This window comes from Sphingobium sp. TomTYG74, from assembly GCF_055393875.1.
The window spans coordinates 150369-172303 of sequence record NZ_AP027342.1 but is presented as its reverse complement, the minus strand read 5'-3'; the positions used below and the strand labels follow the sequence as shown (position 1 = coordinate 172303).

The 21935-nt window shown below is 62.6% G+C and carries 23 protein-coding genes; 3 read left to right on the top strand and 20 right to left on the bottom strand.

Annotated elements, in window-relative coordinates; genetic code table 11:
• Positions 1 to 129: 129 nt before the first annotated feature.
• The 7 genes from ACZ5TB_RS13925 to ACZ5TB_RS13895 all read right to left on the bottom strand — a co-directional run bounded on the left by ACZ5TB_RS13925 (position 130) and on the right by ACZ5TB_RS13895 (position 7352).
• The gene (locus ACZ5TB_RS13925; protein ID WP_464793038.1) at positions 130 to 1626 is read right to left on the bottom strand and encodes a flavin-containing monooxygenase; all 1497 of its coding nucleotides are present in this window, start codon (positions 1624 to 1626) and stop codon (positions 130 to 132) included.
• Between the two features lie 99 nt (positions 1627 to 1725).
• Entirely contained in the window at positions 1726 to 3183 is a 1458-nt protein-coding gene (locus tag ACZ5TB_RS13920; protein ID WP_464793037.1) for an FAD-dependent oxidoreductase, read from the bottom strand.
• 31 nt (positions 3184 to 3214) lie between these two features.
• Positions 3215 to 3970, bottom strand: coding sequence for an SDR family NAD(P)-dependent oxidoreductase (locus tag ACZ5TB_RS13915; RefSeq protein WP_464793036.1), 756 nt, complete (start codon positions 3968 to 3970; stop codon positions 3215 to 3217).
• A gap of 22 nt (positions 3971 to 3992) precedes the next feature.
• Positions 3993 to 4808, bottom strand: coding sequence for an SDR family NAD(P)-dependent oxidoreductase (locus ACZ5TB_RS13910; protein WP_464793035.1), 816 nt, complete (start codon positions 4806 to 4808; stop codon positions 3993 to 3995).
• 5 nt (positions 4809 to 4813) lie between these two features.
• Positions 4814 to 5605 carry an SDR family NAD(P)-dependent oxidoreductase gene (locus tag ACZ5TB_RS13905; RefSeq protein ID WP_464793034.1) on the bottom strand — a complete coding sequence of 264 codons (792 nt, stop codon included), beginning with the start codon at positions 5603 to 5605 and terminating at the stop codon, positions 4814 to 4816.
• Between the two features lie 38 nt (positions 5606 to 5643).
• Positions 5644 to 6717, bottom strand: a complete 1074-nt coding sequence (locus tag ACZ5TB_RS13900; protein ID WP_464793033.1) for an alkene reductase — start codon at positions 6715 to 6717, stop codon at positions 5644 to 5646.
• A gap of 5 nt (positions 6718 to 6722) precedes the next feature.
• A complete protein-coding gene (locus ACZ5TB_RS13895) occupies positions 6723 to 7352 on the bottom strand; it encodes a nuclear transport factor 2 family protein (protein ID WP_449468788.1) in 630 nt (209 codons plus the stop codon).
• Positions 7353 to 7430: 78 nt separating this feature from the next.
• Between ACZ5TB_RS13895 and ACZ5TB_RS13890 the strand changes: the two genes are divergently transcribed.
• The 3 genes from ACZ5TB_RS13890 to ACZ5TB_RS13880 all read left to right on the top strand — a co-directional run bounded on the left by ACZ5TB_RS13890 (position 7431) and on the right by ACZ5TB_RS13880 (position 10378).
• The gene (locus ACZ5TB_RS13890; protein WP_464793032.1) at positions 7431 to 8522 is read left to right on the top strand and encodes a helix-turn-helix transcriptional regulator; all 1092 of its coding nucleotides are present in this window, start codon (positions 7431 to 7433) and stop codon (positions 8520 to 8522) included.
• 235 nt (positions 8523 to 8757) lie between these two features.
• A complete protein-coding gene (locus ACZ5TB_RS13885) occupies positions 8758 to 9546 on the top strand; it encodes an SDR family oxidoreductase (protein WP_464780496.1) in 789 nt (262 codons plus the stop codon).
• Positions 9547 to 9565: 19 nt separating this feature from the next.
• Positions 9566 to 10378: a nuclear transport factor 2 family protein gene (locus tag ACZ5TB_RS13880; RefSeq protein ID WP_464793031.1), complete on the top strand. Its 813-nt coding sequence runs from the start codon at positions 9566 to 9568 to the stop codon at positions 10376 to 10378.
• Positions 10379 to 10522: 144 nt separating this feature from the next.
• Here ACZ5TB_RS13880 and ACZ5TB_RS13875 read toward each other — a convergent pair whose 3' ends face one another.
• The 13 genes from ACZ5TB_RS13875 to ACZ5TB_RS13815 all read right to left on the bottom strand — a co-directional run bounded on the left by ACZ5TB_RS13875 (position 10523) and on the right by ACZ5TB_RS13815 (position 21903).
• On the bottom strand, positions 10523 to 11080 hold the full coding sequence (locus ACZ5TB_RS13875; protein ID WP_449468780.1) for a carboxymuconolactone decarboxylase family protein: 558 nt from the start codon (positions 11078 to 11080) through the stop codon (positions 10523 to 10525).
• A gap of 46 nt (positions 11081 to 11126) precedes the next feature.
• Positions 11127 to 11909: a glucose 1-dehydrogenase gene (locus ACZ5TB_RS13870; protein WP_464793030.1), complete on the bottom strand. Its 783-nt coding sequence runs from the start codon at positions 11907 to 11909 to the stop codon at positions 11127 to 11129.
• 977 nt (positions 11910 to 12886) lie between these two features.
• A complete protein-coding gene (locus ACZ5TB_RS13865) occupies positions 12887 to 13393 on the bottom strand; it encodes a nuclear transport factor 2 family protein (RefSeq protein ID WP_464793029.1) in 507 nt (168 codons plus the stop codon).
• 72 nt (positions 13394 to 13465) lie between these two features.
• Positions 13466 to 13951 (bottom strand): Lrp/AsnC family transcriptional regulator, encoded by a 486-nt coding sequence (locus tag ACZ5TB_RS13860; protein ID WP_464780502.1) that lies wholly within the window; start codon positions 13949 to 13951, stop codon positions 13466 to 13468.
• Positions 13948 to 14430: an Lrp/AsnC family transcriptional regulator gene (locus ACZ5TB_RS13855; RefSeq protein WP_464793028.1), complete on the bottom strand. Its 483-nt coding sequence runs from the start codon at positions 14428 to 14430 to the stop codon at positions 13948 to 13950. The genes ACZ5TB_RS13860 and ACZ5TB_RS13855 overlap by 4 nt, the downstream gene beginning before the upstream one ends.
• Before the next feature lie 108 nt (positions 14431 to 14538).
• Positions 14539 to 15495: an alpha/beta hydrolase gene (locus ACZ5TB_RS13850; RefSeq protein WP_464793027.1), complete on the bottom strand. Its 957-nt coding sequence runs from the start codon at positions 15493 to 15495 to the stop codon at positions 14539 to 14541.
• A 38-nt stretch (positions 15496 to 15533) separates the two neighbouring features.
• Positions 15534 to 16352: a sugar phosphate isomerase/epimerase family protein gene (locus ACZ5TB_RS13845; protein WP_464793026.1), complete on the bottom strand. Its 819-nt coding sequence runs from the start codon at positions 16350 to 16352 to the stop codon at positions 15534 to 15536.
• A gap of 65 nt (positions 16353 to 16417) precedes the next feature.
• Positions 16418 to 17455 carry a 4-hydroxy-2-oxovalerate aldolase gene (dmpG, locus tag ACZ5TB_RS13840; RefSeq protein WP_464780127.1) on the bottom strand — a complete coding sequence of 346 codons (1038 nt, stop codon included), beginning with the start codon at positions 17453 to 17455 and terminating at the stop codon, positions 16418 to 16420.
• 26 nt (positions 17456 to 17481) lie between these two features.
• The gene (locus ACZ5TB_RS13835) at positions 17482 to 18429 is read right to left on the bottom strand and encodes an acetaldehyde dehydrogenase (acetylating) (RefSeq protein WP_464792659.1); all 948 of its coding nucleotides are present in this window, start codon (positions 18427 to 18429) and stop codon (positions 17482 to 17484) included.
• Positions 18430 to 18479: 50 nt separating this feature from the next.
• Entirely contained in the window at positions 18480 to 19262 is a 783-nt protein-coding gene (locus ACZ5TB_RS13830; protein ID WP_464792660.1) for a fumarylacetoacetate hydrolase family protein, read from the bottom strand.
• Entirely contained in the window at positions 19259 to 19774 is a 516-nt protein-coding gene (locus tag ACZ5TB_RS13825) for a flavin reductase family protein (protein ID WP_464792661.1), read from the bottom strand. The genes ACZ5TB_RS13830 and ACZ5TB_RS13825 overlap by 4 nt, the downstream gene beginning before the upstream one ends.
• Positions 19767 to 20603 carry an alpha/beta fold hydrolase gene (locus tag ACZ5TB_RS13820; RefSeq protein ID WP_464792662.1) on the bottom strand — a complete coding sequence of 279 codons (837 nt, stop codon included), beginning with the start codon at positions 20601 to 20603 and terminating at the stop codon, positions 19767 to 19769. Before ACZ5TB_RS13820 ends, ACZ5TB_RS13825 begins: the two co-directional genes overlap by 8 nt.
• A gap of 79 nt (positions 20604 to 20682) precedes the next feature.
• Complete coding sequence (locus ACZ5TB_RS13815) at positions 20683 to 21903, bottom strand: acyl-CoA dehydrogenase family protein (protein WP_464792663.1); 1221 nt, start codon at positions 21901 to 21903, stop codon at positions 20683 to 20685.
• Positions 21904 to 21935: the final 32 nt, after the last annotated feature.

The window sequence follows — 21935 nt, the reverse complement described above, 5'->3', positions numbered from 1 at the left end:
CACCTAACCCCCGTTCGCCCTGAGCCTGTCGAAGGGCCTTACTTGTCTTAAGAAGTAAGAGGCTTCGACATTTGAACGAGACAAGCGGCTCGTTCAAACAGCCCGAACGGAATTGAGGAATCAAAATCCCTACCCCCCAACCAATTCCGCCCCAGCCTCAACCCGATAATCCGCCAGCACCGGAGCCGCCATCGCATCGGCAAACGCCTCATAGCTCCAAGGCCAGCTAGCCGGGACGCCCGTCGCATCCAGATACCAGCTGTTGCAGCCCGATCCGAAGATTGTCGTGCGCGCCGCCGCGATGCGCCTTTCCTCATAATCAGCATGAGCGTCAGCACTCGGTTCAACCGTCCGCGCCTCTCCGGAGCGAAGGAGGTCCAGCAACTGATCGACATAGGCCCATTGCTTCTCCGCAATATCGATCAGGGAGAAGTTGCCGACCGGCCCCGTCGGCCCATTCAACATGAAGAAGTTCGGAAAGCCCGGTATCGTCACCGCATAATAAGCGGTCGGCCGAACGGCCCACACATCGTCCAGCGCAACGCCGCCCCGGCCCAACACCGTTGTCGGCCGGATGAAACGATCGGCATGGAAACCCGTCGCCAGCACCAGCGTATCGAGTTCATGGAGCCGTCCATCCTCCATCCGCACACCCTTGGCTTCGACGCGCGCGATGCGGTCACGCTCCACCTCGACGTTCGGCGATTGCACGGCGTCATAGTATGACCAGCTGTAGATCAGCCGCTTGCACGCCGCCCGATAATTGGGGCGCAGCTTTTCCTTCAATTCAGGATCACGGATGCTGTTTTCCAGATTGTCGAGGCAATATTGCTCGATCGCCGCGATCTCCGGGCCATGCGTGTCCGTGATCGCATGCGTAAAGCGGAAGATGTTGTCCCAATATTCCTTGTTGTTGCGAATGTCGTCGATCAGCGCGGGATCGCGACGAAATGCTTCCTTTTCCTCTTCGCTATACTGGAAATAGGGAACCGGCATGATCCACTGCGGCGACCGCTGGAAATGCACCAGTTTCGACGCACATGTATTGAGTGCCGTGATGATCTGCACGCCGGTAGACCCATTGCCAATCACGCCCACCCGCGCGCCATCGACCGGGGCATCATCCTGCCAGCGGGCACTGTGGAAAGCCTGCCCCTCGAAACTGTCCAGCCCTTCAATGTCGGGCAGCTTGGGATGGTGCAGCACACCCGAAGCGGCAATCACGACTTCGGCCTCAACCTCTTCGCCAGTGATCAGCCCCAGCCGCCAGACGCCAGCGCCCTCGTCCCACGCCGTAGACACGACTTCGCTGTTGAAACGGACATGCGGCATGATGCCGTATTTCTCCGCCGTCTTTTCGAAATATCTCTGTATTTCGCCGCCCTTCGCATAATAGGCGTCCCACTCCGCATAAGGTTCAAAGCTGTAGGTATAAGCGTGCGCTGGCACGTCGCAGGTTAGGCCCGGATAGCGATTTTCCCGCCAGGTGCCGCCCAGCCGCCCGGCCTTTTCATATACGGTGAAATCTTCCCCCGCCTGGCGCAGGCGAATGGCGGCAAGGATGCCCGCCATGCCCGCTCCAATAACGGCGAAGCGCAGACCTTTGCGGCCCTGATCGATGGTCAAGTCACTCTCCTGTCGGTTATGTTTCTGACCATCATGATGATGCGACGGGCAACGCCGCACATCATGCAAATGGATCAGGTCTTGACCGACAGGCGAAGATCAGCCCCGCGCCGCCTTCCGCCCGGCCTGACGCCCGAAGAAAGTGCAGTCGGCAAGGCTGAGGCCAGAGCTATAACCATGACCCCATGCCGGAAGACCCGAAGTACAGCGCCCCGCCGCGAACAGGCCCGCCACCGGCGCGCCCGTCCGATCCAGCACCTCGCCATCGGTCGATGTCCTTAAGCCGCCCAGCGTGAAGAAGCTGAAATAGCTAGTCGCGAAATTCAGCTCCAGCGCCACGAACGGTCCCTGATCCAGCGGCGTCAGGATCGGCGCGCGCTTATGGAACAGCGGATCACGCCCCTCCCGCGCATGGGCGTTGTAGAAGGCCATGGTCGCGGACAACGTGCCCGGCGCCATTTCCAGTTCCGCTTCCACCTCTTCCCAGCTGTCGCCAGTCCCCGCGATCGTCATCCCCGCCATGGGCAACGGCTCGTCAAAATGGGCGATGTCGAGCAACAGGTAGACCCTGTCCCCCAACTGGTCGATCGCAGCGCGACTGACCCGGCCGTGATAGCAATCCTCATTGATGAAGCGTTGCCCCGCCTGATTGACGAACACGCCATAGGCCTGCGGTTCGGGCATGGTCCAGGGACAGGTGGTGAAGAACTGTTCCATATGGACGGCATCGCCACCCGCGCTGACGCCCAGTTCGATGCCCACGCCATCATCCTGATCGCCGATCGGGCTGCTGATCTTGAAGGTTTCCGCGCAATAGCGGCGGCGCATATCCTCGTTGAAGGCAAAGCCGCCTGTGCAGAGGATAACGCCCTTCGCCGCACGGACGAAGCGATTGACATTATCGATGCGCACGATGACGCCCACGACCCGCCGATCGTCATCCTGCACCAACGCCACCGCCCGCGCGTCCGTCGTCACCTCAACGCCAAGCGCCTTCGCCCGAGCCTCCAGCAGGTCGATGAGCGGCCGACCACCGCCCCAACCCATATGGGCGATCACATGCCCACGCGGGGCAGGCTTCGCTATCTCGCAAAAGGGCCATGCCGCTTCGCTACCCGACCAGATCAGGGTGGAATCGTCGGTAGGTTCGATATGCTTTCCGGGCAGATAATTGCCGCGATAGGGGATGCCCTGCTCCTTCAGCCAGGCATAGTGATTGAGCGACTCCTGCGCATAAAGATCGCACTTCGCCTCATCCGCGCACGGCCCGCCCGCCGCCTTCAGATAGGCGGCCATATCCTCCGTGCTGTCCTCAAACCCCGCCGCGCGCTGGGCATCCGTGCCGCCGCCGATATAAATCTCACCGCCCGACAGTGCCGACGCGCCGCCACTGCCCGAACCGCGCTCGAACAGCATCACCCGCGCGCTTGCCGCCGCCGCTTCGATTGCCGCGCACGCACCCGTCGCGCCAAAGCCGATCACCGCGACGTCGGTTTCGAAATCCCACCGCTCAACCTTGCTGGCGGGATAGGGGCGATGAAGCGAAATGTCGGTCACGAAAAGCTGTCCTCTCCTTATGCGATCGAGATCAGAAGGCCTTTGTCTGCCCCCCATCCACCATCAGCGTTTGGCCGGTGATATAACCTGCCGCGTCGCTTGCCAAGAAAACGGCGGCCGCGCCAATATCTTTTTCGCAATCGCCAATACGCTTCAGTGATACCTTGCTGATCTGCGTATCATAGTCTGCGGGCGCCCATTCTTTCCAGGCCATCACGCCCGGTGAATTGGCGAACGGGCAAATGATGTTCACCCGCACCGCCTCCGCGCCCCATTCGCTCGCCGCGACCTTGGAAATGGCGCGGATCGCTTCCTTCGCGGCGCAGTAAGACCCCTGCGTCGGAATAGCATCGAACGCCGCGCCGGTGGCGAAGTTGATGACCGATCCCTTGGCTTTAACCAGATGCGGATAGGCTTCGCGCATCAGCACGAAAGTCGGCCAAAAGCCGGTGTCGAAAGCAAGTTCCATCGCCTCATCGGTCGTTTCGGCCATCGGCAACTGGCGCGAAGCCTGCGCCGCGTTCACCAGCACATCCAAACCGCCGAAATGCCCGATCGCCGCCTCGATGATCTTCGGCAACTCCGCCCGCTGCGCCAGGTCGACGGCCAGGAAATGCGCCTCGCCCCCCAGTGCGCGCAACTCGGCCTCGGTCGCGCGGCCAAGCTCCTCCTCCCGATCAACGATCAGGACACGCGCCCCGGCCTTGACGAAGGCGGTTGCCACACCCTTGGCCACCCCGCGCGCGCCGCCGGTTACGATCGCTGCCTTGCCTTCCAGTGCCTTCATGTCCTGCTCCGATCCGCTCTCATTATGCGAAGTAAGCCCCGCCATTCACCGTCACGATGCTGCCGGTGGCAAAGCTGCCGTCATCGCCAGCCAGAAACGCCACGGCGCCCGCAATCTCGTCCGGATGGGCCAGACGCTTCATCAGGCTGTCCGCCGCGATCATGTCCTTCATTTCAGTAGGCAGCGTTGCGTAGATCGGCGTCTCGGTAGCACCGGGATTGACCGCATTAACCCGGATGCCGCGATCCGCCAGCTCCCGCGCCATCGCCCGCGTCATGCCCAGAACCGCCGCCTTGGCCGCGCAATAAGGGATAGGTCCATCGCCCTTCACGCCAGACGTCGATCCGATGTTGACGATGCTGCCGCCAGTCCCCTGTTCCGCCATCAACCGAACCGCCGCCCGGCTGCATTTGAACGTCCCGTCCAACGTCACGGCCAGCACCCCGGACCAGCCCTCATCCTCGCAATGGATCGTCTGATCGACGAAGGTCGTCGGCGCATCGCCTCGCGCAATTTGCTCAGCCCGCTCCCCCTGCGCCGCATAATAGCGGTCCATGCCGTCGCCCGCCGCGCTACCCCGCCCGGCATTGTTGACCAGCACATCGACGCCACCCAGCGCCTCCTTCACCTGCGCGAAGGCTGCATCCACCGAAGCGCTGTCCGCCACGTTGCAGGCAATCCCCACATGCGGCGCAGGCAGCACCGCGCCAGCCGCCGCCGCATCCAGGTCAAGTATCGCGACCGTCGCCCCTTCGGCAGCGAGCCGCCGCGCAATAGCCGCACCAATCCCCTGCGCGCCGCCGGTCACGACAGCGCGCTTTCCCTTCAGCCGTTCCATGGCGATCAATCCTCTACTTCAGGACGCCAGGCGACGCCGTTCACATGCGCGCCACCATCGGCAAAGAGGGTGTTGCCACTCATATAGCCGCCGCCCTCGCTAGCGAGGAACACCGCGATCGGACCAATATCCGCTTCCGCGTCGCCAAAGCGCCCGGCCGGAACCTGTTGCAGGATCGCCTGCGTCATCTCCGGATTGGCCGCGAAATAATCCTGCGCCTGCGGACTCGTCGCCGAAGGACAGATGGTGTTGCAGGTGATGCCGAACGGCCCCCACTCCACCGCCGCCGTCCGGGTCAGCGCCCGCATCGCTTCCTTGCTGGCATTATAGGCGACCGTGAACATATGCGCATTGACGCCGTTCAGCGATCCCAGATTGATGACCCGGCCAAACCCTTGAGCCTTCATGATCGGGAAAGCGGCCTTCATCGCCCAGAACACGGCATAATAGTTGAGGGCGAAGGAACCCTCCATCTCCTCATCCGTGTGCTTCTCGATCCGCTTGGGAAAGCTCGCGCCCGCATTGTTCACCAATATGTCGAGCCGTCCGAACCGCTGGTGCGCGGCCTCGACCATGGCTTCCACCTCGGCCCGCTGCGTCACGTCCGTACGGATGAAAAAGGCGTCGATACCATGCGTGTCGCGCAGATATTGCGCCTCTTCCTCGCCCTGATCTGCCTTGCGCTGAGCGATCGCGACATTCGCCCCGGCAGCGGCCAGCGCCCGCACGATGCCCTGACCAACACCCTGCCCACCCCCGGTGATGAGCGCCGTGCGCCCTTCCAGTAGCTTTGCCATATTATCTCTCCTTATAGTCTTGTGACCCTACCCGCCGCTCATGCGTCCAGCAGCGCATAATCCAGATAACCGACCCGATCGTCGCCACTGCCCGTGTAGAAGCTGGCCTTGTTGGCCTTATTGAGCGCAGCCCCCGTCTGGAAACGCTCCACCAGATCGGGGTTGGCGATGTAGAGATAGCCGAACGACACAGCCTCGGCCTTCCCCTCTGCGACCACCGCCGAAGCCTTCTCCAGGTTCAGGCCGCCATTCTCGATCACCGCGCCGCTCCAATTGGCGCGGACCAGCTCCAGCGCGTCCTGCCCTTCCAGCGGAATGTGGATCAGATGGCAGTAGGCCAGCCCCATGCCGTCGATAGCGTTCAACAACGCCGCATAGGTTTCATGCGGGTTCGCATCATCCATGCCGTTGAACTTGACGCCCGGACAGATGCGGAAGCCGACCCGGCCCGCACCCACGGCACTGGCGAGCGCCTCCAGCAACTCCACCACGAAACGAATGCGGTTCTCCACCGACCCGCCATAGCGGTCGGTCCGGTGATTGCTGTTCGATGACAGAAACTGCATCGGCAGGTATCCGCTGGCGCAATGCAGCTCGATCCCGTCCAGACCAGCGGCGATCGCGTTGCGCGCCGCCGTCACATATTCCGCAATGACGCCGGGAATCTCATCCGTTTCCAGCGCGCGCGGCACGACCGTTTCCACCGGAACGCCATCGGGGCCGGGGATCTTGTCCGGGCACTGAATGGCCGAAGGCGAAATCGTCTCTGCGTCCGCATCCTTGTTCGCCTGCACGGCGGCGCGGCCGACATGCATCAGCTGCATGACGATCTTTCCGCCCCCGCCATGCACGGCGTCGGCGACCTTGCGCCATCCTTCGACCTGCGCCTCACTATGGATGCCGGGCGTGCGCCAATATCCCTTGCCAACGGGCGAAGGCTGCGTCCCCTCCGTCACGATCAGCCCGGCGCTGGCGCGCTGGCGGTAATATTCGACCATGATGTCGGTCGGCACGTCGCCCGGTCCTGCCCGGTCGCGCGTCATCGGCGCCATGACGATCCGGTTGGACAGCGCAATGTCACCCAATGTCACGGGCGAGAAAATATCCGTCATGTTGATCAGCTCCGTACGCGCGGCTTGGGCAGCGGAGCGCCGCGCCGCATCGTTTCAATGAATTTTTCCAGCGGCGCGGGCGCATCGACCGGGCCGTCATGCGGCTGCCCATGCCGGTCCCAATAGCTTTTCCAGCTCGGGAACAGGTCGTGGAAGCTGCCATGATAGGGCTGCACGCCCGGCCAGCGCATCTTGCGATCACCGATCGGCGGCTTGTTGAGGTCAGTCGCATACCAATAAAGCGGCAAGCGGCGGCGGAAATACCAGCGGCCGTCGATCCGCTCATATTTGTCGAAATACATCATCTGCATGATGACCCATTCGGCGCCGGTCTCATGCTCATTCTTCGAATAGACGACGCCCTGCGCATGGTCGGGATCATCGAAATCGATAATGTGGCCGCCAATATGATGGGACGTGCCATCAAACTGCATCGAATGGGTTTCGTCGAACCAGTCGCGCAGCGCCTTCCGCCCCTGCTTGCCGCCGCCGACCTTCACATCTTCGGGGAACAGATTCACCCAGGCATCCGAGTCGCGCATGTCCAGCGCCAGCGAATATTTCGCGGCCAACTGCCGGATCGCATCCAGCGATTCCAACCGGTCTATGCGCGCAATCAGGCTCTCGTCCGCCACCCTCTCGATCCTTTCTATTTAGACCGTTTGTTTCCGCTTTCTCCCTGCCTCTGGAAATGCCAGAATAGCTCAAAGGTCATGACAAAACGGCTCAACACAAAACATCTGTCCCGTCCGGTGGCGACCCGTGTTCCCGTCGCCATCGCCCGCGATCTGCTGCGGCTGGTGGCGGAAATCGGCGTCGATCCCGCCGATCTTCTACGGCAGGCGAGCCTGTCCCACCTCATAGGGCCGCCGATCGGCGGAACCGCCGCGCAGCGCGGGCTTTCGCAGGATGATTTCACCCGCCTCTATGCCCATTGCACCTGGGCGCTCGATGCACAGGCAGCCCGTCAGGAAGGACGCGAGCCTCTGACCAAGGCGGGGGTGGACATGCTCTGCCACTGCATCATCACCTGCCGCACCTTGGCGGATGTGATTGATCGCACGGATCGCTTTTCCGAGCTTATCGGGCCGCGCGCAGGGCGGCTGCGGCTGAAGGTCGATGACGGCGTCGCACGGCTCGACATGGCGACCCCGCGCCATATCCGCAACGCCAGCGCCTATGTGTCCGACCTTGCGGGCCTTTCCACCTATTACCGGCTATTCGGCTGGCTGATCGGCGAGGATATCCCGCTGCTGGGCGCGGCAATGCGCTACCCGCCCCTGCTGGACGAACAGACCATTTCCTACCTCATGCCCGTACCCATGCAGCATGGCGCGCCCGAAAACAGCCTGCGTTTCCCGGCCAGCTATCTCGACCGCCCAGTGCTCCGCAGCCATCATGAACTGGAGCATCTGCTCGAACGCTTCCCCTTTGACGTCGAACAGCCGCAATCGCTCGACGCCCCGCTCTCCGAACGCATCCAGCACCTCTTCAGCGCCATGCTCGGAAGTGGCGAGGCGCCCGCAACCGCGTCCCAACTTGCCCGCCAGTTCAGCATCAGCGTCGCCACCCTGAAACGCCGCCTCGCCGATGAAGGCACCTCGCTCGTGCAGCTGAAGACAGAGGCCCGCCGCGCCCTCGCAACCCGGCTGCTGGACGACCCCCGCCTAACCATCACCGAAGTCGGCCGCCGCACCCAGTTCAGCGACACCGGCGCCTTCCGCCGCGCCTTCCAGCAATGGACCGGATCATCGCCTAGCCGCTGGCGCGAACTGCGCCAGGGCGGCGCGGCAGCTGATCGATAATGAGCGATCACAAAAGCGAATAGCAATAGTTACCGTCCGTCGATGGGAAATTCAGTCAACTCCGCCGATGATCCGCTTCGTGCGCATTAGCGCCCGCCACTACGCATATGCGGGTAAAATAGCGCCTAATGTTGTAAAAAGCGCATTGATCAAATGTTTTTTTCACCTATCCTGCGCGCCAAAGCTGCTCCCCGCATGACGGGTAAGCGGTACAAGGATTCGGAAAGGAAAGAGGATGCTGCTCAAGGACAAGGTCGTGATCGTCAGTGGCGTTGGCCCCGGCATGGGTCAGGCGCTGGCCCGGATAGCCGCAGCCGAAGGCGCGAGCGTCGTACTCGCCGCCCGTAACCAGGCCTTCCTCGATGAAGTGTGCAGCGACATCAAGGCAAAGGGCGGCAAGGCCATCGCCGTCACCTGCGACGTCAGCGATGAAGCCCAGTGCAAGACGCTGGCCGAACGCGCCGCCGCCGAATTTGGCGGGCGCGTCCACGGCCTCGTCAACAGCGCCTATTTCCACGGCGACTGGTGCTTTGTCGATAATGCCGACCTGGGCGACTTCGCCAAGGCGTTCGACGTCAACTGCCTCGGCGCCCTCCGCCTCACACGCGCCTGCGTCCCCTATCTGCGCGACGGCGGCGCGGTCGTGAACGTGTCCACCATGGCGACGGTCAATCCCTATGGCACCGAGGGCGGCATGGAAATGCCCTATGCGGCTGCGAAGGGCGCGCTCAACACGCTGAGCAAATATATGGCGTCCGACCTTGGCCGCCACGGCATCCGCGTCAACACCTGCCGCATGGGTTGGATTCATGGCGAGCCGGTCGAAGGCTTCATCGCCTCGCAGGTCGACGCCGGTTTCAAGCGTGATGACGTGATCGCAGGCGTTACCAAGAATATCCCCATCGGTATCATCCCGCCGGAAGATGACTGCGCCCGCGCCGTGCTGATGATGATCTCCGACTATTCGCGCGTCGTCAGCGGAGCATCGCTCGACGTCAACGGCGGCCAGTGGATGGCGCCATAATCCTCAAGGAGGTGCGCCCATGTTCAAATGCATTGCGCTGCTGAAACGCAGGCCGGATCTCTCGCGCGAAGACTTTATCGCTTATTATGAAACACATCACGCGCCCCTGATCCGGCGCCTGCTGCCGGACATAGTCGATTATCGGCGCAACTATGTGCAGTTGGAAGGCGCGTTCCTGTTCCCCGGCGCGGCGCCGATCGACTTCGACGTGATCACCGAAATCTGGCTCGCCGACCGCGCTGCCTATGACCGCTTCATCACCGCCGCCGTGCAAGAGGATATCGCCAACCAGATCGCGCAGGATGAGGAAAACTTCCTCGACCGCACGGCAACGCGCATGCTGGTGGTAGACGAAAAAGGCGCAGGCATGCCCCCCGCCCCCACCCCGCAAGCATTATTGGACGAGCGGGAAATCATACGCGGCCTGTCCCGCTTCGCCCGCATCCTCGACAACAAGCAATGGGACCGCTTGAGCGACGTTTTCGCGCAGGACATCAGCTTCGACTATGGCACCGGCGGCGACCAGCACGGCATGGCGGCGCTCACCGCCAACATGCGCCGCTTCCTCGACCGCTGCGGCGGCACGCAGCATCTCATCGGCAGCATCCTGGTCGATGTCGATGGCGACCGCGCGACGACCCGATCCTATGTGCAGGCCCGGCATCAGCGGGTGAACGACCCCGCCGGACCCATATTCGATTCCAACGGCGAATATGTCGATCAGTGGGAAAGGCGAGACGAAGGCTGGCGCATCGTCCGCCGCGACGCCATCTGGGCCGCGCATACGGGCGACCCGATGATCCTGCACGCTGAACCGGGCAATCTCGGCTGACACCCAACTTCCCCTCTCCCCTTTAGGGGAGAGGGTGGCGAGCGCAGCGAAGCCGGGAGAGGGACCTGCTCATTCCCCTCTCCCCAACCCTCTCCCCTAAGGGGAGAGGGAGCAAGTCGCTTGGACACAACCAACCATCTCAACTCACGCCACCTCGGCAAAGGGCAGGCACACGCTGTCGAACCCCAGCACATGCGCAACACGGCCCAATCCAACCCACGCCGCCACGCTATGCGCCAGGTCGACAATCTCCTCATCGGAAAACAGCGCATGCGCCCGCTCCCAGAAATCCTCATCCTGCGCGATCGACTTCGGCTCCTGCGCAAAGCGTTCGGCAAATTCAATCGCCGTCCGCTCGCGAGGACTGAAGACAGGCGACGTCCGCCAATTCTCGACCGCCGCATAAAAGTCCTCATCCGGCGCTGATCCATTGTCGGCAACCGTATGCCCCGGCCGCTGCCCCGATGCGGCAAACATCGATTGAACGTCCCGCGCCGCTCGGAACTGCTGGCAGATAACACAACCGTTGATCTGCGCCGTCCGTGACCGCGCACCTTCAAACTCTCGCAGCGACAACAGGCTGTGCTGATACACCGCTTTCGAAAATCCGCCCGCCGCACCCATGATCTCGCGCGCATAATTGCGCGATGCATAGCCATAGGGGTCGGCGGCATCCTGCTCGGGTAAGTCGATACGGATCATGGCATCTCTCCTTATGTCGCTGTCTTGTCGTTCACCCGCCCGCTATTCAATCCACGCCCGGCGCACCGGGAAATTGTGCATAATATTGCCCGGTCAGCATGCCGCCATCCACGGCAATCTCCGCGCCCGCCAGATAGGACGCCTCGTCGCTCGCCAGGAACAGGGTCGCGCGCGCCACTTCCTCGGGCGCGCCGACCCGTTGCAGCGGCACATTGCCGAACCGCTCGCTCACCTTTTCCCGCGTCGATCCGTCATGATTGGTCATCACCGTATCGACGCCGCCCGGATGCACCGAATTGACGCGAATGCCCCGATGGCCAAGCTCCAGCGCGGCGACACGGGTCAGCCCCCGCACGCCCCATTTGCTGGACGAATAGGCGGCAAGCCCGTTCGCGCCCTTCATGCCATCGACGGAGGAAATGTTGACGATCGCGCCCTTGCCACGGGCGATCATCCCCGGCGCAACGGCCTTGATGCCCAGAAATTCGCCGGTCAAATTGACCTTCAACACCCGCTCATATTCGGCAAGGCTCGTGTCCAGCAGCGTGCGGAACAGCAATATGCCCGCATTGTTCACCAATATATCGACCGGCCCAAGATCGGCTTCAACAGCGCCAACCAGTTCGGCCCAGCCCTGCTCACTCGTCACGTCATGATGATAGAAGCGCGCTGCGTCGCCCAGTTCGGTCGCCAGTTGCGTGCCCACCTCATCCAGCACGTCGGTGATGGCGACCTTCGCGCCCTCCTCGACAAAGAGGCGGCTGGTGGCGGCACCCATGCCGCGAGCGCCCCCGGTGATGATCGCAACCTTACCCTGCAAACGGCCCATGGCGCACTGCCTCTCCAACAAATTTTCCGCGCCGCGATACGCATTTTGACGTCTTTTCTTCGCAGGCATCTAGATACGCGTTGGTAAACCGGCGCAAGAACAAGGGCAACCGGAATCGGGCTTTGCTATCTGGATGGCGCCCTGATCAAGTTGGGGAAGGCTAGGGCGCTCGTCGATCCAAAGTGGCGATAGCCAATGGCTTATTGCGTCTTTCTCAGTTTCGCGCAGAGGCGCAGAGGACGCCGAGCGAGTTTCTCTCGGCGGCCTCTGCGTCTCTGCGCGAAATATCTCTATTTTCTGGTACACGCGGAGACGCGGAGACGCAGAGATAGCGCCTCCCGCTAAAGCCTTACTATAACGGCGCCATCTTCAACCCGAAGCCGGAATGAAAGCAGCCAAAGTCGCCCGCGCAACCCCTTCGCGTCTCCGCGTCTCCGCGTGAACCCCCATGACTCCGCTTAAAGCAGGGCTTAGCCATCGCCCCCTTTAGTGATCGACAGCCTCAGGGCGAAAGTGAACAAGGGGCAGTACCGATTTAAGGCACGATGCTACAAAGCGGACGACGATGAACAGCACTCTAAAAGAGGCTTGGGAAACTGATGAAGCTTAAATCAGCACTGGTTGAACCGGAATGAGGTGGCCTTTGGCTCTATTCGCCTTATCCACAGCGGCTTGCGATAATCGCCCCGATCAGTGGGACGCATTCGTCTATCCTGACCGTGACGATCTCACGAAGCATGAGGAAATAGCGGGGTTCAAAACCTTCGAGCTTTGCCAGCAGGCCGCAATTGGACGGTTAAGAAGTTTATCTGATCCCGATGCGGGCGATTATGAATGCGGGTACAGGTGCGAGCCGCGCGCCGATCTAGACGGAATCAATGTGTGCGAAGAAACCCGGAAATAAACCGGGTTTGCGAGGTCAGCTTCGCCCCAAGTATAACGGCAGGGACCGCAATCGCGCCCCTGCCCTCACGACATCAAGCCCCAGCGGGCATCTCACCCCAGGCCAGATAACGCGGCGTGCCATCCTCGCCAATCTCTTCGGTCAGGATGGACGTGACGCGGCTCACCGACTCCGCGATCCACCAGCGCCCGTCCTGTTTGCGGTAAACATCCTGATATTCCACCGCGAGCCGGGTCACCGATCGCGTGGCAAGGATGATCGTCCGGAAATTGAGCGACCACAGCCCACGCGCTTCATCCGCGCTCACCAATTCAATATCCGCATTGGTCGCATGGTGAATGTCATAAACGCCGCCTGCCATCGCCATTTTCTGGAATATGGCGATGAACTCGTCGCGATCCGTGAATAGCGGGAAATTTTGGTAATCCAGCCTTATGCCCTGCGGCAGAAACGTCTCACGCAACTCGTCCACCAGCTTCAGGTCGCAGGCGCGCAGGTAACGCGCCTTCAACTGACGGATGGCGTTGACGTCCTCCAATGCCGTCACGCGGGCGGCAAGCTCTTCCAGATTGATCGACATGATACTCTCCTCAGGGGTTGAACCTCCCCCCGTTTTTCTGCGGTTGGACAGATCGACCGTCCCGACCTGTTTTTAGGGCGCTTCTCGCGTAATCTTTGCGATGCCAGCCTCATATTTCAAGTTATGGACGGATACCGACGTTTCCACCCGCTGGACGCCCGGCATCGGCCGGATGCGCTCCGTCACCAGGTCGTTCAATTGCTCGATATTGGTGAATAACCCCATCGCCAACAGACTATAACGGCCCAGCAGAACGATGACGCAGGTGATTTCCGGAATGTCGGATAGACGGCGCGCCAATTCCGACACATGGGATGGATCGGCATCGATCCCCAGCATGCAAAGGTTGGGCGACCCCGCCATGCGGAAATCGGTGACGACGGTGAACTGGATCAGCCCTTCATTCTGCAACCGCTTGACGCGTGTACGAATGGTGCCCTCCGTCACGCCCAGTTCGGCGGCGATGGCGCGGTTGGAAATGCGCGCGTCGCGGGCGAGCTTTTCGACGATCCCCTGGTCCAGCTTGTCCAGGCGTGCCCAATCAGCCTTCCCGGTCACAGCGGCACCACGTTGAATTCATATTTCACGATATCCACCGCCACCCCTGATGTGATGTGAACGACCCCCTCCACGCTGGCGATATGCTCAAACAACATCTCCTGCACCTCGCCAAAATCCCGCAGCGCGACGAGCAATTCCACATCATGGTCGCCGCTCATGACATTGACGCTCAGCACTTCGGGAAGATCGGCCAGATCGCGGCCGACCTCCTGAACATTGCGGCCCTGGACCTTCACGCCCAGGGCGATGATCACATTATAGCCATGGGCCGCAAAATCGGTGACGGCAACGACGCGCATCGCTTTCCCGTCGTCCATCTTTTGCAGCCGGGCTGAAATCGTGGCAGCGGTAACGGACAGCCGTTCGGCAATTTCCTGATTGGTTGCGCGGCCGTTGGTCCGGAGTATCTCTATGATATTCGTATCGAGAGTATCCAGCGATGGCGGCGTCGTTTTCCGCCCGCTCCTGATCTGCATTCTTGCCCCGCCTTCAAAAATGTAGCCGGTTCAATAGCGCGCACTTGCGGGCAGCACCAGTGTCAAAGCTGATGCCGCCGCAATTTGCGCGGCTATCTACCGCTCATCCTACCGTGTTTCGGCGGGATGCAGCGCCTTACGAAGGGCAGCGATCGCGTCGCGCTTCATCTGGCGGACTGGCGCGGCGTCGGGCGTCACGTCAAAACCATGATAGGCCCCCGGATAGACGTGCAGTTCCGCCGCGACGCCGGCTTCGATCAGCCGCCGGGCATAATCCATGTCCTCCACCAGGAAGAGATCGAGCGCGCCCACGCAGATGAAGGCGGGCGGCAAACCAGCCAGGCTCTCCGCCCGCGCGGGGGCCGCGTAGGGCGATACGTCCGCCGATCCGGGCTCCTTACCCAGCAGGGATCGCCAGCCAAAGGCGTTGGCCTGCGGCGTCCACACGAATGCGCCCAGATGTTCGGGCTGGCGAGTGATGCAGGTACGGTCGTCCAGCATCGGATAGATCAGGTTCTGGTGCGCGATCGCCGGGCCACCCCGGTCACGTGCCAGCAGCGCGAGGGCCGCAGCCAACCCGCCGCCCGCGCTTTCGCCGCGAATGGCGATCCTCTTGAGATCGACGCCTAACTTGGCCGCGCCGTCATGCAGCCATTGCAGCGCCGCGTAACAATCCTCGACCGCGCCCGGCGCCACCGTCTCCGGCGCGAGCCGATAATCAACCGAAACGACGAGGGCGGAAGCGGAAAGCGTAAGCTCGATGTTGGAAAGGTGATTGGTACGCACCGACCCCAGCACATAGCCGCCACCATGGATGTGCAGGATCGCGGGCAGAGTCCCTTGCGCATCGGCCGGACGATAAATCCTGACCAGCAGCTCATGCCCATCGGGCGCCGCAATCCGCTCCTCCCGCCATTCAACACCACTATCCTGCGGCTCGGGCGCCATCGCCGTCATCTGCTCCATACCCTCGCGGATCGCAGGCAGGCTCTCTGCCGTGATGTCCAGCGCCGGCATGAAATCCAACCCCGGCAACAGGGTGGGGTCGATCAAGTCACGCATCATACTCTCCTATTTTTCCTATTTTTCCTATTTCTTGTTTTTCAGTGCGTTCTTTTCACCACTTCCTTCACGCAATCCACCGCCCACTTTGCCCGTTGATGGGCGTTGAAGCCTTTGTCGATGGCGTATTGCTGGGGTATTTCGACGCTGATTGGGGTGTTGGGGTTGAGGGCGTGGAGGAACGCTGGGATGTTGAACGCGCCTTGTCCGGGGAGTTGGCGCTGGATGCCGGCTTCGCGTTCGAGTTCGCTGGGATCGATGGTTGTTGGGCCGTCGGAGATCTGGGCGATGGCGATGGCGGGATGGGCAAGGAGGGGGAAGCTGGTTTGGGGTTCGGGTCCACGCATGATGTGGAGGAGGTCGGCTGTGACCTTGATGTCGGATCGGCCGGAGCGGGCTATTTCGTCGAGGGCGGCGCTTAGGCTTTGGACCTGGGAGGGGGGATAAAATTCGATAGCGAGCGCGATGTCGAACTTTGCGGCGAGTTCGGCGAGTTCGTCGAGCCTTTCGGTGCGGCGGATGGGATCGCGATCGTAGCAGAGCACATTGGCAAGCGGCGCGCCGAGCGCTGCGCCGGTTTCGAGCGCGGGGGCGAAGCTGGCGGGATCGGTGCGGCCTGCCATGGTGAAGGGGTAGAGGAGGTCGACGCTGACCCCGGTGGCGGCGAGCGCGGCGCGGGTCTGGCGCAGCGCTTGCGGGTCGCGCACCAGGTCGTAGCTGGGCATGGCGGGCAACACCTCCATGGAATGGAGGAACGGGCAGATGCCTTGGCAGCCCACCTCTGCGGCGATCTCGGCAAGCTGCCAGGGGGTGGTGTCGGTGACGGTGATATGGTCGAGCGACAGGCGTCTATCGGCCATATCCTCTCCTCTTGTTGGTTGGCTGGCCTGCCGGGGTGGCCTCGTGCGGCCGCCCCGGCATGGGGTCAGGCGCGTTCTTTCAGCATGTCGAGCGCGACATCGACGATCATGTCTTCCTGTCCGCCGACCATCTTGCGACGGCCGAGTTCAACCAGGATGGCGCGGGTGTCGAGGCCATAGGTTTCGGCGGCCTTTTCCGCGTGGCGCAGGAAGGAGGAATAGACCCCGGCATAGCCAAGCGCGAGGGTTTCGCGATCGACCCGGACCGGCCGGTCCTGCAAGGGACGAACGAGGTCCTCGGCCGCGTCCATCAGCGCATTGACGTCGCAGCCATGATTCCAGCCCTTGCGCTCGGCAGCGGCAATGAACACTTCGAGCGGCGCGTTGCCAGCGCCCGCGCCCATGCCGGTGAGCGACGCGTCGATCCGCACCGCACCGCATTGGGCGGCGACGATCGAGTTGGCGACGCCAAGCGAGAGATTATGGTGGGCGTGGATGCCGCGCTGGGTCTCGGGCTTCAACACCCGGTCATAGGCTTCGAACCGGGCCTTGACCCCGTCCATGTCGAGCGCGCCGCCGCTGTCGGTCACATAGACGCACTGCGCGCCATAGCTTTCCATGAGCAGGGCTTGGCTAGCGAGCTTGTCCGGCTCGATCATATGGCTCATCATCAGGAAGCCTGAGACGTCCATGCCAAGATCGCGGGCAATGCCGATATGCTGCTTGGAGACGTCCGCCTCGGTGCAATGGGTCGCGACCCGCACCGAGCGCACGCCGATATCATAGGCGCGGCGCAGTTCCTCGACCGTGCCGACGCCGGGCAGGATCAGCGTGGTGAGCACCGACTTGGTCAGCACCGAGGCGACCGCTTCGAGCCATTCCCAATCGGTATGCGCGCCAAAGCCATAGTTGAAGCTCGCGCCATTGAGGCCGTCGCCATGGGCGACCTCGATCGCGTCGACGCCTGCATCGTCCAGCGCCTTGGCGATCGATTTCACATGGTCGATGCCATACATGTGGCGGATGGCGTGCATGCCATCGCGCAGGGTGACGTCCTGGATATAGAGCTTGTCGCCCGCCTCGACGTTGAATGTGCTGGTCATGTCTTGATACTCCGTGGGCGCGCGCTTCAAGCGGCGACCGTCTTGCCCTGGGCGATGCGCTGCGCGAGCAGCTCGCCGGTCGCCTTGGCGGCGGCGGTCATGATGTCGAGATTGCCCGAATAGCTGGGGAGATAGTCGCCCGCCCCTTCGACCTCGAGCAGGATCATGGTCTTGATCCCGGTGAACTCGCCGCGGCCAGGAATCGTGAGCTTGTTATTGTCGCCAAAGCGCTCGAACTGCACGTCCTGCTTGAGGCGATAGCCTGGCACATAGGCCTGCACCTTTTTCACCATCGCTTCGACCGAGGCGCGGATGGTTTCCTCGTCGGCGCCTTCGGACAAAGTGAACACCGTGTCGCGCATGATCATCGGCGGTTCGGCGGGATTGAGGATGATGATCGCCTTGCCCTGCGCCGCGCCGCCGACCTTTTCGATGGCGCCAGCAGTCGTGCGGGTGAACTCGTCGATATTGGCGCGGGTGCCAGGGCCTGCCGAGCGCGAGGAGACCGAGGCCACGATCTCGGCATAATGCACCGTCGCGACCTGGCTGACGGCGGCGACCATCGGGATCGTTGCCTGGCCGCCACAGGTCACCATGTTGACGTTCCCGGCGTCGAGATTGGCTTCACCATTGACCGTGGGGATGGTGTAGGGGCCGATCGCGGCGGGGGTGAGGTCGACGACCTGCTTGCCGTCCTTGCGCAGCGCTTCGTCATGCACCTTGTGGGCGTAGGCCGAGGTTGCGTCGAACACGATGCCGATCTCGGGGTAAACGTCCATCTTCATGAGGCCTTCAAGCCCCTCATGGGTGGTGGCGACGCCGCGCTCGCGCGCCATGGCGAGCCCTTCGGACGCCTCGTCGATGCCGACCACGGCCACCAGCTCCATATTCTGCGGATATTTGATCATCTTGATCATGAGGTCGGTGCCGATATTGCCCGACCCGATGATCGCCGCCTTGACCTTGCCCGTCATCAGATACTCCTCACAGCATCGCGTGCCAGCGATACCCTCTTCATAAATCTTCAGATAAAGCGCGCGGTGCAGCTGCCAACCCCGTGGAGCTGCATCTCGAACACATCTCCCGCCTGTGCCGGTTCGAGCGGCACCAGGCTCCCTGACAATATCACATCGCCGGCGTCGAGCGTTACCCCATAGGCGCCGAGCGTATTGGCGAGCCAGGCGACCGCTTGCGCTGGCGAACCCTGCACCGCATGGCCATGGCCTTCGGAGAGCGGCTGCCCGTTCTTGGTCACGGTGACGTGGAGATTGGGGAGGTCATGGTCACGCGGGTTCGCGCGGGCCTCGCCCAGCACATAGACACCGCAGGAGGCATTGTCGGCAACGGTGTCGACGATGCCGATCTTCCAGTCCTGGATGCGGCTGTCGACGATCTCGAAACAGGGGACGATGCTCTGTGTCGCGGCGATCACGTCCTCGGCCGTGACGCCCGGCCCCTTGAGGCTGTCTTTCAGGATGAAGCCGATCTCGGCCTCGGCGCGCGGCGCGATCAGGCCGTTTGCCGCGACATCGATATCGCCCTCGATAAACATCCGGTCGGTCAGGAAACCGAAATCGGGCTGGTGCACGCCCAGCATGTCCTGCACGGCCTTGGAGGTAACGCCGATCTTCTTGCCGATGACCTTTTCGCCGTCCGCCTTGCGCTTGTCGAGCGCGCCCAGCGAGATCGCATAGGCATCATCGATCGTCAGCTCAGGGTGCCGCGCGATGAGCGGCGGCACGGTGCGCTTGTCCCGCAGCGCGCGGTAGAGCTCGTCCGCCAATGTTTCGTTCAGCGTCTCGCTCACAGATAGGCTCCGTCCTGGAAGATGAGGGGATCGACCGCGTCGGACAGACGCACCGCCTTGACCCGGGCGATGACGATGCTGTGGGTGCCAAAGGGGGTCATGCTCTCGATCGTGCAGGAGAGGTTGGCCTGCGCTTCATCGAGGATGGGGAGGCCATGGGCATCGGGGGTCCATTGCCCCACGCCAAAGCGTGCCTCGCGCGCCACCGCACCTCCGAATGCTGCCGACACTTCGCGCTGGTGGCGCGAGAGGAGGTTGATGCTGACCGGGCAGCCGGGCGAGAGATGGGCGTGGATGCCGGCCGTCTGGTTGACGCAGACGAGCACGGCGGGCGGGTCCATGGTAAGCGAGGTGATCGAGGTTGCGGCCATGCCGACCGGCGTCTTGCCCTCGCCCAGCGCGGTGACGATCGCCACGCCCGAGGGCAGGCGGCGCATCGCGCCCTTCAGACCAGCGGTGACATCGACGGGCTCTGGAACAGGCACGGATTGCGCAGGAGCAGCGTCAGCCATTCTTCAGGAAGTCCAGTGAGTAGCGGTTGAACTCTTCTGTCCGCTCGACCTGCACCCAATGGCCGGTCTGCGAGAAGGTGAGGCAGCGAACGTCAGGGCAGGCGTCGAGGAAGAGACGCGCGTGGCTTTCGGGGCAGAATTCGTCATTGAGGCCCCAGAGGACGAAGATGGGCTGGGTGACCTCGCCCAGGCGCGGCCCAAGGTCGGGGGTCTTGACGCGGGCGAGCACATCCTTGGGCTGGGTGCGCGCGACCGCGAAGCGTTCCTCGACCAGCGCGTCGGTGATGTGGTGCGCGGACGAGGGATGCATGAGGTTGCCGATCAGGCGGCGCTGTTCCTCGATGTTGAATTCAGGGCTGCCAAAGCCCGAGCGCATCTTGGCGATGCCGGGCATGGTGAAATAGCTTGATTGTTCAGCCACGCAGCCCGGCGCCATCAGGACGAGCTTGCCGATGGTGAACTCGGGATGGTCGAGCGCGATCTGGAGGGCGATGCCGCCGCCCAGCGAGTTGCCGATGAGGTGGCCGCCGCTGATCCCATGCTGGCCAAGCGCATCGAGCAGGGTCTGGGTAAACAGCTCGAGCGGATAGTCGGTCTCGGGCTTGGACGAGGCGCCATAGCCGATGAGGTCGGGCAGGATGACGCGATAGCCCGCATCGGCGAACACTTGCGCATTGTTGCGGAAGTTGGACGCGCCCGACGCGCCGGGACCGCTGCCATGGATGAAGATGACGATGGGCGCATTGGCTGGCGCGCCCGCAATTTCCGCGATCGAAATCTCATAGCCGCCCGCAACATTGTAGCTCTTGCGGATCAATTCACTGCCCATGGGCAATCCTCTTTTTTTGCCTGTGCCAGATGCCGGTGACCGACGCCGATCAGATGCCAGATGGTCAGATGCCAGATGGTCAGATGAAGGTGAAGGCGGGCGGTTCGCCATTGATCGTGCCGATGACGTCGCTGGTGCGGTTGGCCGGGTCATTGGCGACATGGGCGCGCGCGGCGTGGAGGTCGAGCCAGGGCTGGAGGATCGGGCTCGACATATAGACCGCCCGGCCGCCCAGCAGCTTGACCATGCCGTCGGCGAGCTCGGCCATGCGGCGCACGACGCTGGCGGACTGATAGGCAAAGAGCGCGCGCTTTTCCATCGGCACCGGCTCGTTGCGCTCGGCATAACCCATCAGCTCGTTGAACGTGGTCCTGTGCGTCAGTTCCATCTCATTGGTCTCGGCGATCGCGCGGGCGATGGCGGCGTGGAGATGGGGGTCGGCCTTGGACGCCTTGCCGGTGTTGGTCGAGACGCGGCTGCCCATGATCTCCATCGCAGCGCCAGTGGCGGCGCGGATGCCGCCAAAGGCGGCGCTGGAGACCGAGCGGATGAAGAGCTGCGCCCAGGGGATGCGGTAGAGCGGGGAGGTGTTGGTTTCCTGGCCCGGATTGGTCCCGGCAAAGCCGTCGCTGGCCCTGTGGGTGCGATGTTCGGGCACGAACACGCGCTCGACGAGGATGTCGAAGCTGCCGGTGCCCTGGAGGCCGAACGTGTCCCAGGTGCCCTCGATCACCTGATAGTCGGAACGCGGCAAGAGGAAGGTGCGCATGTCGGGCGGGCCGCCATCGGTGTCGAAGTTGATCGCGCCAAGCAGCACCCACCCGCAATGGGAGGAGCCCGACGAGAAGCCCCAGCGGCCCGAAAGATAGAAGCCGCCTTCGACCTTTTCCACCTTGCCGACCGGCTGATAGGTGGAGGAGACGAGCATGTCGGGGTTATCGCCCCACACTTCCTTCTGCGCCTCGTCATGGAAGAGGGCGAGTTCATAGGGGTGGCAGCCCAGCACGCCGTAGATCCAGCCTGTCGACATGCAGCCTTGCGCCAACGCCTTCTGGATCTCGAAGAAGACATTGGGGTGCATCTCATAGCCGCCGTAGCGCTTGGGCTGGAGCACGCGGAAGAAGCCGGCCGCCTTCATCTCGGCGACGGTCTCGGGGGGCACGTCATGGGCGATGGTGCAGGCGCGCGCGCGCTGGCGCAGCACCGGGATCATCGCCTTGGCCTTAGCGATCAGGCTTTCGGGCGAAGGTATCCCGGCATTCGCCTCGTCAATGGGTCGGCTTGCTACTGCCCCGGTCATGATCTTCTCCATTGTAGGCGACTCTGCTTCAG

Excerpts from the sequence above, each read along its gene's own strand:
- ACZ5TB_RS13915 (WP_464793036.1), bottom strand. The coding sequence starts at position 3,970 with ATGAAGGCACTGGAAGGCAAGGCAGCGATCGTAACCGGCGGCGCGCGC.
- ACZ5TB_RS13910 (WP_464793035.1), bottom strand. The coding sequence starts at position 4,808 with ATGGAACGGCTGAAGGGAAAGCGCGCTGTCGTGACCGGCGGCGCGCAG.
- ACZ5TB_RS13905 (WP_464793034.1), bottom strand. The coding sequence starts at position 5,605 with ATGGCAAAGCTACTGGAAGGGCGCACGGCGCTCATCACCGGGGGTGGG.
- ACZ5TB_RS13900 (WP_464793033.1), bottom strand. The coding sequence starts at position 6,717 with ATGACGGATATTTTCTCGCCCGTGACATTGGGTGACATTGCGCTGTCC.
- ACZ5TB_RS13890 (WP_464793032.1), top strand. The coding sequence starts at position 7,431 with ATGACAAAACGGCTCAACACAAAACATCTGTCCCGTCCGGTGGCGACC.
- ACZ5TB_RS13885 (WP_464780496.1), top strand. The coding sequence starts at position 8,758 with ATGCTGCTCAAGGACAAGGTCGTGATCGTCAGTGGCGTTGGCCCCGGC.
- ACZ5TB_RS13880 (WP_464793031.1), top strand. The coding sequence starts at position 9,566 with ATGTTCAAATGCATTGCGCTGCTGAAACGCAGGCCGGATCTCTCGCGC.
- ACZ5TB_RS13875 (WP_449468780.1), bottom strand. The coding sequence starts at position 11,080 with ATGATCCGTATCGACTTACCCGAGCAGGATGCCGCCGACCCCTATGGC.
- ACZ5TB_RS13870 (WP_464793030.1), bottom strand. The coding sequence starts at position 11,909 with ATGGGCCGTTTGCAGGGTAAGGTTGCGATCATCACCGGGGGCGCTCGC.
- ACZ5TB_RS13865 (WP_464793029.1), bottom strand. The coding sequence starts at position 13,393 with ATGTCGATCAATCTGGAAGAGCTTGCCGCCCGCGTGACGGCATTGGAG.
- ACZ5TB_RS13855 (WP_464793028.1), bottom strand. The coding sequence starts at position 14,430 with ATGCAGATCAGGAGCGGGCGGAAAACGACGCCGCCATCGCTGGATACT.
- ACZ5TB_RS13850 (WP_464793027.1), bottom strand. The coding sequence starts at position 15,495 with ATGATGCGTGACTTGATCGACCCCACCCTGTTGCCGGGGTTGGATTTC.
- ACZ5TB_RS13845 (WP_464793026.1), bottom strand. The coding sequence starts at position 16,352 with ATGGCCGATAGACGCCTGTCGCTCGACCATATCACCGTCACCGACACC.
- dmpG (WP_464780127.1), bottom strand. The coding sequence starts at position 17,455 with ATGACCAGCACATTCAACGTCGAGGCGGGCGACAAGCTCTATATCCAG.
- ACZ5TB_RS13835 (WP_464792659.1), bottom strand. The coding sequence starts at position 18,429 with ATGACGGGCAAGGTCAAGGCGGCGATCATCGGGTCGGGCAATATCGGC.
- ACZ5TB_RS13825 (WP_464792661.1), bottom strand. The coding sequence starts at position 19,774 with ATGGCTGACGCTGCTCCTGCGCAATCCGTGCCTGTTCCAGAGCCCGTC.
- ACZ5TB_RS13820 (WP_464792662.1), bottom strand. The coding sequence starts at position 20,603 with ATGGGCAGTGAATTGATCCGCAAGAGCTACAATGTTGCGGGCGGCTAT.
- ACZ5TB_RS13815 (WP_464792663.1), bottom strand. The coding sequence starts at position 21,903 with ATGACCGGGGCAGTAGCAAGCCGACCCATTGACGAGGCGAATGCCGGG.